Origin of the sequence: Ideonella flava, from assembly GCF_051857595.1 — a bacterium.
Classification (GTDB): Bacteria; Pseudomonadota; Gammaproteobacteria; order Burkholderiales; family Burkholderiaceae_C; genus Ideonella.
Genome location: NZ_JBPZHD010000016.1, coordinates 126963 through 139511, shown reverse-complemented (window position 1 = coordinate 139511; position 12549 = coordinate 126963). Strand labels below are relative to the sequence as shown.

12 protein-coding genes and 1 pseudogene are annotated in these 12549 nt (G+C 68.6%); 4 read left to right on the top strand and 9 right to left on the bottom strand.

Going from position 1 to position 12549, the window contains the following annotated elements; genetic code table 11:
* Nucleotides 1-24 precede the first annotated feature (24 nt).
* Entirely contained in the window at nt 25-1104 is a 1080-nt protein-coding gene (locus ACS5PM_RS29395; RefSeq protein ID WP_439391538.1) for a TIGR03118 family protein, read from the bottom strand.
* 81 nt (nt 1105-1185) lie between these two features.
* Here ACS5PM_RS29395 and ACS5PM_RS29390 point away from each other — a divergent pair, with 81 nt between their 5' ends.
* Both ACS5PM_RS29390 and ACS5PM_RS29385 read left to right on the top strand, forming a co-directional pair.
* The gene (locus ACS5PM_RS29390; protein ID WP_439391537.1) at nt 1186-2391 is read left to right on the top strand and encodes a serine hydrolase domain-containing protein; all 1206 of its coding nucleotides are present in this window, start codon (nt 1186-1188) and stop codon (nt 2389-2391) included.
* A gap of 102 nt (nt 2392-2493) precedes the next feature.
* Nucleotides 2494-2667, top strand: a complete 174-nt coding sequence (locus ACS5PM_RS29385; RefSeq protein WP_439391536.1) for a hypothetical protein — start codon at nt 2494-2496, stop codon at nt 2665-2667.
* Here ACS5PM_RS29385 and ACS5PM_RS29380 read toward each other — a convergent pair whose 3' ends face one another.
* Entirely contained in the window at nt 2668-4593 is a 1926-nt protein-coding gene (locus ACS5PM_RS29380) for a propionate--CoA ligase (RefSeq protein WP_439391535.1), read from the bottom strand.
* A 99-nt stretch (nt 4594-4692) separates the two neighbouring features.
* On the opposite strand from ACS5PM_RS29380, the gene ACS5PM_RS29375 reads away from it, so the two are divergent.
* Together ACS5PM_RS29375 and ACS5PM_RS29370 are read left to right on the top strand one after the other, a co-directional pair.
* A complete protein-coding gene (locus ACS5PM_RS29375) occupies nt 4693-5010 on the top strand; it encodes a hypothetical protein (RefSeq protein ID WP_439391534.1) in 318 nt (105 codons plus the stop codon).
* Between the two features lie 114 nt (nt 5011-5124).
* Nucleotides 5125-5430 (top strand): hypothetical protein, encoded by a 306-nt coding sequence (locus tag ACS5PM_RS29370; RefSeq protein ID WP_439391533.1) that lies wholly within the window; start codon nt 5125-5127, stop codon nt 5428-5430.
* 6 nt (nt 5431-5436) lie between these two features.
* Here the strand turns inward: ACS5PM_RS29370 and ACS5PM_RS29365 are convergent, their stop codons facing one another.
* The 7 genes and pseudogenes from ACS5PM_RS29365 to ACS5PM_RS29335 all read right to left on the bottom strand — a co-directional run bounded on the left by ACS5PM_RS29365 (nt 5437) and on the right by ACS5PM_RS29335 (nt 12547).
* Nucleotides 5437-5904: a VOC family protein gene (locus tag ACS5PM_RS29365; protein ID WP_439391532.1), complete on the bottom strand. Its 468-nt coding sequence runs from the start codon at nt 5902-5904 to the stop codon at nt 5437-5439.
* A gap of 11 nt (nt 5905-5915) precedes the next feature.
* Nucleotides 5916-7991 carry an acetyl-CoA carboxylase biotin carboxylase subunit gene (locus ACS5PM_RS29360; protein WP_439391531.1) on the bottom strand — a complete coding sequence of 692 codons (2076 nt, stop codon included), beginning with the start codon at nt 7989-7991 and terminating at the stop codon, nt 5916-5918.
* 8 nt (nt 7992-7999) lie between these two features.
* Nucleotides 8000-8788, bottom strand: a complete 789-nt coding sequence (locus ACS5PM_RS29355) for a YdcF family protein (RefSeq protein WP_439391530.1) — start codon at nt 8786-8788, stop codon at nt 8000-8002.
* Between the two features lie 4 nt (nt 8789-8792).
* Nucleotides 8793-10325 (bottom strand): acyl-CoA carboxylase subunit beta, encoded by a 1533-nt coding sequence (locus ACS5PM_RS29350; protein ID WP_439391529.1) that lies wholly within the window; start codon nt 10323-10325, stop codon nt 8793-8795.
* 42 nt (nt 10326-10367) lie between these two features.
* Entirely contained in the window at nt 10368-11345 is a 978-nt protein-coding gene (gene meaB, locus ACS5PM_RS29345) for a methylmalonyl Co-A mutase-associated GTPase MeaB (protein ID WP_439391609.1), read from the bottom strand.
* Between the two features lie 528 nt (nt 11346-11873).
* Nucleotides 11874-12083, bottom strand: a pseudogene (locus tag ACS5PM_RS29340) (GIY-YIG nuclease family protein); the annotation flags it as partial.
* Nucleotides 12080-12547 carry a GNAT family N-acetyltransferase gene (locus tag ACS5PM_RS29335; protein ID WP_439391528.1) on the bottom strand — a complete coding sequence of 156 codons (468 nt, stop codon included), beginning with the start codon at nt 12545-12547 and terminating at the stop codon, nt 12080-12082. The pseudogene ACS5PM_RS29340 and the gene ACS5PM_RS29335, both read right to left, overlap by 4 nt.
* Nucleotides 12548-12549 lie beyond the last annotated feature (2 nt).

Genomic DNA, 12549 nt, shown 5'->3' with positions numbered 1-12549 from the left:
CCGCTCACGAGGCTCCCCCAAGCGCTACGGCGCCACGCTGATGCTCCCGTACACGCCGCCACCCTGCCCGTTCGGGCCGGCGGCGAAGAACAGCGTGTTCAGCGGCTGGTTATTCAGCCCGTTGCCGAACTGCATGCCCCAGATGCCGGGCACGCGCACCGGTTGGCCGTTGCGGTCCTTCAGGTAGCCCAGGGAGGCGCCGCTGACCGGGTCGTAGGCGCTGATGGTGCCCTCGTGGAAATCACTGACCAGCAGGCGGTTCGAATGGACGCCGAAGTTCGACGGCGCCATCGCGATGCCCCAAGGCTGGCGCAGCTTGCCGCTGTTGGCGACGGCCCGGCGCAGGAAGCGGCCATTGGTGTCGAAGACGCTGATCACGGCATCGACGCCACCACTTTCGGTCCGTGTGCCGGCGTTGTAGTCCCCCGCCTTGATGAAGGTGACGTAGATCGCCTCCCCGATGGCCTGGATGCCAAACGGCGACATGCCCGAAGGCATCTTCGGATCGACGAAGGCCTTCGCCAGCTTCACCGGGGCGAAGGCGCTGTCGTAGATGTCGACCCGCGCGTTGCGGTAGTCGGTGGCGTACAGCCGCGCACCGGCCGGGCTCTGCGCCACCGCCAGGCCCATGTAGATAGCGCTTGGCTGAAGCGCGGCGGGCAGGGCGTTGTGCAGGTCCACCCCCGGCGCCCAGCCGGTGATGAGGCCGTCCTCGTTGGCGAAGATGAAGCGGCTCGGCCCGTTGACGCCGGCCTTGCTGACGACGAAATCGGCACTGCCGCTGAAGACGATGCCGGTCGGGGCGCCGACGCCGCCATTGGCCGCGGGCACGTTCACGACCAGGGCGTTGGGCACGCCGAGGCCGTCGTACAGGGTGGACGTGCCGCTGCGGTTGTTGGACACCCAGACCAGGCCGTTGGGGTTGAACGAAACCCCCCAGGTATTGACCATGTTGGGGTCGATGTAGTCGCTGTCGACCACGCCGTTGGAGACGAGGTTGCGGACCGCATAAGCCTTGCCGGCGGCCAGGGCGGAAGGCAGGGCCAGCGTGGCGAATGCAGCGGCGGCAAGGGTGGCAGCGACGGCGCGCCTGGTGAAGGCCATGGGGATACTCCTGCAAGCGGTGGACGATCCCGGACAGAGCCATGGGCAGTGCGCCTGATACACGACCCGCACAATGCGCCGATGAACGTGCCCGCCCTGTCCCGCCGAGCCGTCCTCGCCTGCCTTTGCATCGCCGGTCCACTCGCTGCGGCGGCGCCAGCCCCGCCAGCCGAGTACTACCCGCCTCGTCACGAGTGGCAGCGCGCAACACCGAAGGAAGCTGGCCTCGACGCCGCCCGACTCGCCGATGCGGTGGCCTTCGCCCTGGCCCACGACAACCCGGCCCCGCGCGACCAGTCGCTGGCATGGGCCCGGAGTTTCGGCAGATCCGAGCCGTACTTCGGCGGCCAGATCGGGCCGACCAGCGTGCGCGCGCCGGCCAACGGCCTGGTGATCCACCGCGGCCGGGTGGTGGCCGAGTGGGGCGACACGCAGCAGGTCGACATGGCGCACAGCGTCACCAAGACGTTCCTGTCCACCGTCGTGGGCCTGGCGTGGCAGAAAGGGCTCATCCGCAGCACCGAGGACCGGGTGGCCCGCTACATGCCGGCCGGGGCGGACCTGTTCGCATCGCCGCACAACGCCCCGATCACCTGGGAGCATCTGCTGCGCCAGACCAGCGACTGGCAAGGCACGCTGTGGGGCAAGCCCGACTGGGCCGACCGACCGGAGGGGGAGAAGCCCGAGGACTGGCCGCGACGCACGCTGCATGAGCCGGGCACGCACTTCAAGTACAACGACGTCCGCGTCAACGTCCTGGCCCTGGCCGCCCTGCACGTCTGGCGGCGCCCGCTGCCGGACGTGCTCCGCGACGAAGTCATGGACCCGATAGGCGCCTCCAGCCGCTGGCGCTGGTCGGGCTACGAGAACTCCTGGGTCGACATCGACGGCCGCCGGATGCAGTCCGTCTCGGGCGGCGGCCATTGGGGGGGCGGCATGTTCATCGACGCCTGGGACCTGGCCCGCTTCGGCTACCTCTTCCTGCGCAACGGGCGGTGGGCCGGCCGGCAGATCGTCTCGCCGGAATGGATCGCCAAGGCCCGGACGCCGGGCGCGGCCAATGCCGAGTACGGCTACTGCAACTGGTTCCTCAACACCGGCCGCAAGAGCCTGCCCCATGCGCCGGAGTCCAGCGTCACCTTCCGCGGCAACGGCCAGAACATCGTCTACATCGACTGGGAGCACGATCTCGTCGCGGTCGTGCGCTGGATCGACACGACGGACTCGCTGGACCATTTCATCGGCCGCGTGCTCGAGGCGCTGGCCGCCAACGGCCGCGAGCGGTAGGAGCTCGCCTACAGCGGGCTCCGCCCTCTTCCGGCCGGGCCACCGGGCGCGATTGCCTAGAGTGGGACCACGAGCCCGGTGGTCCGGGCGATGGAGCCCACCATGTCATTCGCGCTCTACATGATCGGCCTGCTGCTGCTCGTGGCCGGCATCGCCTGGGCCATGGGCACTTTCGGCCTGGCACCCATCTACGTCGGCATCACCTGCCTGATCGTGCTCGGCATCGGCATCATGATGGCCGTGTCGCGCACGCGAGCGAAGGATCCGCCGGCGTGATCACCCCGTGACCAGAGCCTTGACCTGCTGCAGCGCGGTCGGATCCTCGATCGTCGTCAGGTCGCCGGGGTCGCGGCCCTCGCACACCGCCTGGATCGCGCGGCGCAGCAGCTTGCCGGAGCGGGTCTTGGGCAGCACGCTGACGAAGCGCACCCGCGCCGGGCGCGCCACGGCACCGAGCTGCTCGTCCACCAGCTTCATGATGGCGCCTTCGAGCTTGAGCGCGTCGGCCTCGGTGGCGGCCTGACTCGGGTCCTTCAGCACCGCGAACGCCATCGCCACCTGGCCCTTGAGCTGGTCGGCCACCCCGACCACCGCCACCTCCGCGACGCCCGGGTGGCTGGAGATGCTCTCCTCGATCTCCCGCGTGCCCAGCCGGTGACCGGCGACGTTGATCACGTCGTCCGTGCGGCCGAGGATGAAGAAGTAGCCGTCCTCGTCGCGGATGCCCCAGTCGAAGGTGGAGTACACCTGCCGCCCCGGGATGCCCGACCAGTAGGTCTTCACGAAGCGGGCGTCGTCGCGCCAGACCGTCTGCATGCAGCCCGGAGGCAGCGGGCCCTCGATGGCCACCACGCCTTTCTGGTGGGCGCCCGTCAGCTCCTCCCCCGTGGCCTCGTCGAAAAGCTTGACGTCGTAGCCGTACACCGCCTTGCCGGGCGAGCCGAACTTGGAGGTCGCCTGCTCGATGCCGTTGCACAGGCTGAGGATGGGCCAGCCGGTCTCCGTCTGCCAGTAGTTGTCGATGATGGGCTTGCCCAGGCTCTCGGCGATCCAGCGGGCGGTCGGCTCGTCCAGCGGCTCGCCGGCCAGGAACAGCGCGCGCAGCGACGAAAGATCGTGCCGTGACAGCGCCGCCGGATCATGCTTCTTCAGCACGCGCACCGCGGTGGGCGCGCTGAACATGGCCGTGACCTTGTACTTCTCGACCAGGCTCCACCAGATGGCCGCATCGGGCCGGATGGGCAGGCCCTCGTACATGATGGTGGCCATGCCGGCGAGCAGCGGGCCGTAGATGATGTAGCTGTGGCCGACGACCCAGCCGATGTCGCTGGTGGAGAAGAAGGTTTCGCCGGCCTGTCCGCAGAAGATGTGCTTCATGCTCGCCGCCAGCGCCACCGCATAGCCGCCGGTGTCGCGCTGCACGCCCTTGGGCTTGCCGGTGGTGCCCGAGGTGTAGAGGGTATAGCTCGGGTGGGTGGCATCCACCCATTCGCAGGGCACCACCGCCTGGCGATGCCGCTCGCGCAGGGCGGTGTAGTCCTCGTCACGGCCCGGCACGCGGTTGAAAGGCGCCAGGCCGCGGTCGACCATCAGCACCTTGGCCGGCTTGTGCGCGGCCAGCGAGATCGCCTCGTCCAGCAGCGGCTTGTAGGCCACCACCTTGCCGCCGCGCGAGCCGGCGTCGGCGCTCACGACCAGGGTCGGCTCGGCATCGTCGATGCGGCTGGCCAGGCTGACGCTGGCGAAGCCGCCGAAGACCACCGAGTGGATGGCGCCGATGCGCGCGCAGGCCAGCATGGCAAAGGCGGCCTCCGGGATCATCGGCATGTAGACCAGCACGCGATCGCCCTTCTTCACCCCCATCGCCTGCAGGCTCGCCGCCATGCACTGCACTTCGGCATGCAGTTCGGCGAAGCTGTAGACCCGCTCCTGCTGGGTCTCGGTGGAGACGAAGATCAGGGCGTTCTGCCCTGCCCGCTCGGCCAGGTGCCGGTCCACCGCGTTGTGGCACAGGTTCGTGCGGCCACCCGCGAACCACTTCGCGAAGGGCGGGTTGTCGTAGTCGCAGACCGTCTCGAACGGCGTCTGCCAGTCGATCAGGGCCGCCTGCTCGGCCCAGAACGCGTCGCGGTCGGTGATGGAACGGCGATGGAAGTCGGCGTAGCTCGTCATGGGGGCTTGTCTCCTCGAAAGGTGCTGCATCGGCATTGCAGCGCTGCTCGCTGACAGCCTACTGTCGCCGCCGGGCCCTTATCATGCGCGGCGTCAATCCACTGGCGATCATGCCCAGGAGCACACGACTTGAAACCCGCTGAAATCATCACCGCACTGAAGGCCAAGGAACCCGCCCTGCTGGGCGATATCCCGGAGAAGAAGGCCGAACAGATCCTGAAGGCCGCCTTGACGCTGATCCGCGAGACGGTCGTCGGGTCCGAGCCGGGTGACGTGGCCGTCGGCATGCTGGGCCGCTTCAAGGTGGCCGATGTCACCAAGGGCGAGGGCGCCGAAGCCACCACGCATCGCCGCATCGTCTTCGTGCCGCCCAAGCCGGCCGAGAAGGACGCGCCGGGCAAGCCCGCCGAAAAGGCCGAGAAGAAAGCCGCCAAGGCCAAGGCCTGACGCCCGGGTGCCGGCGGCGCATCCTGCAGCGCCGGCACCTCGCAGCAACATGCTGCAATCGCCCGGCAACGCCAGGCGAAGACGATGGGAGCCTGCACCACAACGAGGCTTCCCATGTCGATACCTTCCGCGCTTCGCTCCTGGCTCGTGCCGGTCCTCGCCCTGGCGATGGTCACCGCTGCCCAGGCCCAGGACAGCGGCACCAGTGGCACCAACGGCCAGCCCGCTGGCCAGCCCAAGGGCCACGGTCACCCTCCCGGCCCGCCGCCCGAAGCCGTCAAGGCCTGCAAGGGGCAAGCCGAGGGCGCCACCGTCAGCTTCACCCTGCGCGACGGCAAGACGCTGCAGGGCATCTGCCGCACGGTCAACGGCAAGCTGGCCGCCACCCCGCCGGACATGGGCACGCCACCCAGCCAGTAGTCCAATTCAACCGAGCGCTGCCACCACCTCCGGCGGCGCCTGCACCAGCTCGATCAGCACGCCCTCGCCGCCCAGCGGGAACTCTTCGTTCCCCTTCGGGTGAATGAAGCAGATGTCGTGTCCCGCCGCCCCCTTGCGGATGCCGCCGGGGGCAAAGCGAACGCCCTGGGCGGTCATCCACTCGACCGCGCGGGGCAGGTCGTCCACCCAAAGGCCGACGTGGTTCAGCGGCGTCGTGTGCACGGCCGGCTTCTTCTCAGGATCGAGCGGCTGCATCAGGTCGACCTCGACCGCATGCGGCCCTCGCCCCAGCGAGCAGATGTCCTCGTCGACGTTTTCGCGCTCGCTGACGAAGCTGCTCCTGACCGTCAGCCCGAGCATGTCCACCCAGAGCGCCTTGAGCTTGTCCTTGCTCGGCCCGCCGATGGCGATCTGCTGGATGCCCAGCACGCGGAACGGCTTGTGGTTCGTCACGGCCTTCTCCTTCACGCGAACGCGATGATGGGCTGGTCGACGGCCAGGCTCTCGCCCTTGTTCGCCAGCAGCTCGCCCACCACGCCATCCTGGGTGGCGACGAGGATGTTCTCCATCTTCATCGCCTCGATCACCGCCAGCTTCTCGCCGGCCAGCACCTTCTGCCCCGGGGTGACGGCCACGTCGACCAGCAGGCCCGGCATGGGCGAGAGCAGGAACTTGGACAAGTCCGGCGGCGCCTTGTAGGGCATGAGCTTCAACAGCTGCGCCGCGCGCGGCAGCAGCACCAGGGCCTGGATCTGGGTACCGTTGTGCGACAAGCGCATGGCCAGCGGATTCTTCGCCGGCCCGCTCTCGACCTGAGCCGCGAAGGGCAGCCCGTTGCAACGGCCGGTCATCAGGACCTCACCGAGTCTGGTGTGACTCTGGATGGCGTAGTGGCGCCCGCCCACGTGCACATCGGCCTGCCCAGTGCCCGGATCGAAGCCAGCCACCCGGACGGCGTGGTGCTGGTGCTGACCTCCCGGGCCCATCACGACGACCACCAGCTCGGGGGCATGCGCCACGCCATGGCCCGGCAGCTGGCCGCTGATGCCGGCCGCGCGCTCGCGTGCCTTGCGCCGAACGAAAGCCGCCAGCGCGATCAGGAAATGCGGATCTTCGTGCGGCACATCCTCGGCGCGGAAGCCCTGGCTGTAGTGCTCGGCGATGAAGCCGGTGTTGAACTGGCCCGACACGAAGCCCGGATGGGCCAGCAGCGCCGCCTGGAAGGGGATGTTGCTCGAGATGCCGCGGATGACGAAGGCGTTGAGCGCCTCGCGCATCTTCGCGATCGCGTCGTTCCGGTCGCGGCCGTGCACGACAAGCTTGGCGATCATCGAGTCGTAGAACATCGGGATCTCGCCGCCCTCGTAGACGCCGGTGTCGACCCGCACGCCGCCGAAGCGACCGTCCTGGTACGCATGGCCCTGCAGCGTCGGCGTGCCCTGCTCCAGGTTCTGCGCGGGCGGCCGGTACTTGACCAGGCGGCCGGTGGAAGGCAGGAAGTTGCGGAACGGGTCCTCGGCATTGATGCGGCATTCGATGGCCCAGCCCTCGCGCCGTATCCCGCCCTGGTCGAAGCCCAGCTTCTCGCCCGCGGCCACGCGGATCATCTGCTCGACCAGGTCCAGGCCGGTGATGCACTCGGTGACCGGATGCTCCACCTGCAGCCGGGTGTTCATCTCGAGGAAGTAGAAGCCCTGGTCCTTGCCGACCACGAACTCCACCGTGCCCGCGCTCTGGTACTTCACCGCCTTGGCCAGGGCGACCGCCTGCTCGCCCATGGCCTGGCGGGTGGCCTCGCTGATGAAGGGCGAAGGTGCCTCCTCGATGACCTTCTGGTGGCGGCGCTGGATGGAGCACTCGCGCTCCCAGAGGTACACCACGTTGCCGTGCGAATCGCCCAGGACCTGGATCTCGATGTGGCGCGGCTCCTCGACGAACTTCTCGATGAAGACCCGGTCGTCGCCGAAGCTGTTGCGCGCCTCGTTGCGGCAGGAGCTGAAGCCCTCGAAGGCCTCCTTGTCGTTGTAGGCGACCCGCAGGCCCTTGCCGCCGCCGCCGGCCGAGGCCTTGATCATCACCGGGTAGCCGACGCCCCTGGCGATCTCCACCGCGGCTTCGGGCGACTCGATCGCGTCGTTGTGGCCGGGGATGGTGCTGACGTTCGCCTCCTTCGCCAGCTTCTTCGAGGCGATCTTGTCGCCCATGGCGGCGATGGAGTAGTGCTTCGGGCCGATGAAGACCAGGCCTTCTTCCTCCACGCGGCGCGCGAACGCCTCGTTCTCGGACAGGAAGCCGTAGCCGGGGTGGATGGCCTCGGCACCGGTCTGCTTCGCCGCCGCGATGATCTTGTCGGCGACGAGGTAGCTTTCGCGGCTGGGCGCGGGCCCGAGCAGCACGGATTCGTCGGCCAGCTCGACGTGGCGCGCGTCCTTGTCCGCCTCGGAGTACACCGCGACCGTGGCGATGCCCATCTTCCTTGCGGTCTTGATGACGCGGCAGGCAATCTCTCCGCGATTCGCAATCAGGATCTTCTTGAACATCTCTTCTCCTAGAACTCTCGCAACACGAAGCCGCTGACGAAGGCGAAATACTCGCGAAGCCAGGCGTTGTAGCGGACGTAAAGCGGCGTGGGCGCTCCGACTGCCTGCACCCGGGTGTAGCCGGCATGTCGGGCGATCCAGCGGGCGCGCAGGGTGTGGAAGTCGCTGGTCACCAGACGCACGGGCGCGCTGACACCGATCCCCCGCGCAGCCAGCAGCGGCCGGCTGAACCGCAGGTTCTCGTCCGTGCTGGTGCTGCGCCCTTCCTGCACGATGCGACCGGCGGCCAGGCCGTGGGCGCGCAGGTAGTCGCCCATCACCTGGGCCTCGCTAGGGTGCCCGCCGAAGCCGGTGCCGCCGCTGACCACCACAGGCACGTGCGGATAGCGCGCGGCCTGCTCCAGGGCCAGGTCCAGCCGGGTCAGCAAGGTCGGTGACGGGACGCCGTTCGGCGCGCCGGCGCCGAGCACCACGATGGCAGAAGGCGCTTCCGCGGTCACCACATCGGCCGTCGCTCGGGCCAGCACGACCCAGAACACCGCTACGCTGAGTGCCCACGCGCCGAAGGCCGTCCAACCGGCGCGCCAGAGCCTGCGCCGGCGCGGCCGGCTTTCCAGCCAGCGCTGGATGCGCGGCCAGGCGAAGCTCAAGGCGATGGCACACAGGCCGGCTGCCAAGGGCAATGTGACGCCGAGGCTGAACAGGCCGTCGGCCATCAGCATCAGGGCGTCGCCCACCAGCAGCAGGCCCAGCAGCGCGCCGAGCCATCGGCCCACGTTGACGGAGGTGGACTTCACGGCATCAAAGCGGGATGTTGCCGTGCTTGCGCCACGGGTTGTCGAGCTTCTTGTCCTTGAGCATCACCAGCGAGCGGCAGATGCGGCGGCGCGTCTCGTGCGGCTGGATCACGTCGTCGATGTAGCCGCGGCTGCCGGCGACGAAGGGGTTGGCGAAGCGGGCCTTGTACTCGGCCTCGCGGGCGGCCAGCTTGGCCGGGTCGCCCTTGTCCTCGCGGAAGATGATCTCCACCGCGCCCTTGGCGCCCATGACCGCGATCTCGGCGTTGGGCCAGGCGAAGTTGACGTCGCCGCGCAGGTGCTTGGAGGCCATCACGTCGTAGGCGCCGCCGTAGGCCTTGCGGGTGATCACCGTGATCTTGGGCACCGTGCATTCCGCATAGGCGTACAGCAGCTTGGCACCGTGCTTGATGATGCCGCCGTACTCCTGCGAGGTGCCGGGCATGAAGCCGGGCACGTCGACGAAGGTGACGACCGGGATGTTGAAGGCATCGCAGAAGCGGACGAAGCGCGCGGCCTTGATCGAGCTGCGGATGTCCAGGCAACCGGCCAGCACCTGCGGGTTGTTGGCCACGATGCCGACCGTGGAGCCCTCCATGCGCGCGAAGCCGATGACGATGTTCTTCGCGTACTCCGGCTGCAGCTCGAAGAAGTCGCCGTCGTCCACGACCTTCAGGATCAGCTCCTTCATGTCGTAGGGCTTGTTCGGGTTGTCCGGCACCAGCGTGTCGAGCGACTCGTCCAGCCGCGTGGCCGGGTCGCCGCTGGGCCTCACCGGAGGCTTGTCCCGGTTGTTGAGCGGCAGGTAGTTGAAGAAGCGCCGCAGCATCAGCAGCGCCTCGACGTCGTTGTCGAAAGCCTGGTCGGCCACGCCGCTGCGGCTGGTGTGGGTGGACGCGCCGCCCAGTTCCTCGGCGGTCACTTCCTCGTGCGTCACCGTCTTCACCACCTCGGGGCCGGTGACGAACATGTACGACGAATCCTTCACCATGAAGATGAAGTCCGTCATGGCCGGCGAATACACCGCGCCGCCGGCGCAGGGGCCCATGATCATGCTGATCTGCGGGATCACGCCGGAGGCCAGCACATTGCGCTGGAAGACATCGGCATAACCCCCGAGTGATGCGACACCCTCCTGGATGCGCGCGCCGCCGGAATCGTTCAGGCCGATGACCGGTGCGCCGACCTTCATCGCCTGGTCCATCACCTTGCAGATCTTCTCGGCGTGCGCTTCGGAGAGCGCGCCGCCGAAGACGGTGAAGTCCTGGCTGAAGACGAAGACCAGGCGGCCGTTGATCATGCCGTAGCCGGTCACCACGCCATCGCCCGGGATCTTGTTGTCGGCCATGCCGAAGTCGGCGCAGCGGTGCTCGACGAACATGTCCCACTCTTCGAAGGTGCCCTCGTCGAGCAGCAGCTCCAGCCGCTCGCGCGCGCTGAGCTTGCCCTTGGCATGCTGGGCGGCGATGCGCTTCTCGCCCCCGCCCAGCCTGGCCTTGGCCCGCTTGTCCTCGAGCATCTGCAGGATGTCGTGCATGTGTCGTTCTCCTCGGTACGGGTTCGTTCGGTTCGGTGCAAGTCAGTGAAAGAGGTCGAGCAGGCGGCGCGCGGCGACGGATGCGGCCACGGCACCCGCGCGCACTTCGGTGCGCAAGGCGGCCAGGTGCTCCCGCACGGCGGGATGGGCGCGAAAGCGTTCCTTCAGGCCGGCATCGATGCGCTCCCACATCCAGGCCTCGTCCTGCGCGTGTCGACGGCGCGCGAGGCGTCCGCTGCGGGTCTGCAGTTCACGGTATTCGGCGACGGTCTGCCAGAAGGTGTCGACCCCCGTGGACTTCAGCGCACTCAGCTGCAGGACCTTGGGGTGCCAGGCGTTGTTGTCGTGTGGCTGGTGATCCGGGTGGGCGTGCGGCCCGAACAGTCGCAGGGCCGAGGTGATCTGCGCGCGTGCCCGGGTGGCTGCCGCTTCATCGAGATCGGCCTTGTTGATCACCACCAGGTCGGCCAGCTCCATCACGCCCTTCTTGATGGCCTGCAGGTCGTCGCCGGCGTTGGGCAGCTGCAGCAGCACGAACATGTCGGTCATGCCGGCGACGGCCGTCTCGCTCTGGCCGACCCCCACCGTCTCGACGATCACGATGTCGTAGCCAGCGGCCTCGCACACCAGCAGGCTCTCGCGTGTGCGCTCGGCCACGCCGCCAAGCGTGCCGCTCGACGGGCTGGGGCGGATGTAGGCCGCCTCATGGACGGACAGCTTCTCCATCCGCGTCTTGTCACCGAGGATGGAGCCGCCGGAAACGCTGGACGACGGGTCCACGGCCAGCACGGCCACTCGATGACCTTGCTCGATCAGGTGCAGGCCCAGCACCTCGATGAAGGTCGACTTGCCGACGCCCGGCACGCCGGAGATGCCGAGGCGGAAGGAGCGGCCGGCGTAGGGCAGCAGCGCGTTGAGCAGGTCGTCGGCCCGAGCGCGGTGGTCGGCCCGCGTGGATTCGAGCAGCGTGATGGTCTTGGCGATGGCGCGCCGGCGGCGGGCTGGGGTGGCTTCGAGCAGGTCGGCGAGAAGCGGGTCTTGCGCGGGTTCAGGGTGAATGGGGAAGGGTTTGCGCTCGGGCACCACTCCCTCCCGTTCGGGCTGAGCTTGGCGAAGCCGGGGTGGCGGCGTGGTACCAGCCCCTTCGACAGGCTCAGGGTGAACGGTGGTGGAGGTCCGTTCGAGATCCATCCCGCCCCGTTCGGGCTGAGCTTGTCGAAGCCGGGGTGGCGTGGCACCGGGCCCTTCGACAGGCTCAGGGTGAACGGTGGTGGAGGTCCGTTCGGGCTGAGCTTGTCGAAGCCCAGGTCGCGCCGTGGGCCCTTCGACAGGCTCAGGGCGAACGGTGGTGGGGATCCGTTCGAGATCCATCCCGCCCCGTTCGGGCTGAGCTTGTCGAAGCCGGGGTGGCGTGGCGCCGGGCCCTTCGACAGGCTCAGGGCGAACGGTGGTGGAGGTCCGTTCGGGCTGAGCCTGTCGAAGCCCTGGTTTCGCCAGGCGCTGGATCTCCTCCCAGTCGCCCCGGATCAAGGCCTCCTTCTTGGCCCGCGACCACCCCTTCACGCGGAGCTCGAAGGCCAGCGCCTGCTCTCGCGTCTCGAACTCTCCGACCCAGACCAGTTCCAGCGGACGCCGCTCGGCCGTATAGCCCTGCTGCCCGTCCTGGTGCTGGCGCATGCGGGCATCCACGTCGTCGGTGTGCCCGGCGTAGTAGGTGCCATCAGCGCACCGCAGCAGGTAGACGACGAAGGGCTTCACCGCGCCGCCCGCAGGTAGTACCAGTCCCACTCACCTTCGGCCTGCAGCTCGAAGCCGTGGCGCTGGTAGAACCGGTTGGCGTCGCTGTGCTTCAGTGCCGTCACGGAGACGGGCTTGTGCGCCGCGTCGGCATCGGCCAGCACCTGCGAGAGGACCCACGAGCCTATGCCTTCGCCCTGTGCGCTGGGATGGATGTAGAGGTGGTCGATCAGCCAGCCGTCCTCGCGCGGCACCACGACCACGAAGCCGACCAGCTCGCCGCGGCGCAGGATATGCCGCGTGTGAGCCGGCTGGTAGCCGCGGGACAGGCGCTCCCGGGCACGCTGCGGGTCGAAACGGCCGACCCGCTCCAGGCTCTCGCGCATGGCGGCCAGGCGCAGGGAAAGCAGGGCCTCGAAGTCACCGTCGCCGGCCGGCGCCAGGCGAAGGTCGGGCCGGTCGAAAGAAGAAGCGGATGGCGGCATCT

What these genes read in the sequence shown, in the direction of transcription:
- ACS5PM_RS29335 (WP_439391528.1), bottom strand. Translation starts at nt 12,547, where the DNA reads ATGCCGCCATCCGCTTCTTCTTTCGACCGGCCCGACCTTCGCCTGGCG.
- ACS5PM_RS29370 (WP_439391533.1), top strand. Translation starts at nt 5,125, where the DNA reads ATGTCGATACCTTCCGCGCTTCGCTCCTGGCTCGTGCCGGTCCTCGCC.
- ACS5PM_RS29395 (WP_439391538.1), bottom strand. Translation starts at nt 1,104, where the DNA reads ATGGCCTTCACCAGGCGCGCCGTCGCTGCCACCCTTGCCGCCGCTGCA.
- ACS5PM_RS29380 (WP_439391535.1), bottom strand. Translation starts at nt 4,593, where the DNA reads ATGCAGCACCTTTCGAGGAGACAAGCCCCCATGACGAGCTACGCCGAC.
- ACS5PM_RS29360 (WP_439391531.1), bottom strand. Translation starts at nt 7,991, where the DNA reads ATGTTCAAGAAGATCCTGATTGCGAATCGCGGAGAGATTGCCTGCCGC.
- ACS5PM_RS29350 (WP_439391529.1), bottom strand. Translation starts at nt 10,325, where the DNA reads ATGCACGACATCCTGCAGATGCTCGAGGACAAGCGGGCCAAGGCCAGG.
- ACS5PM_RS29390 (WP_439391537.1), top strand. Translation starts at nt 1,186, where the DNA reads ATGAACGTGCCCGCCCTGTCCCGCCGAGCCGTCCTCGCCTGCCTTTGC.
- ACS5PM_RS29385 (WP_439391536.1), top strand. Translation starts at nt 2,494, where the DNA reads ATGTCATTCGCGCTCTACATGATCGGCCTGCTGCTGCTCGTGGCCGGC.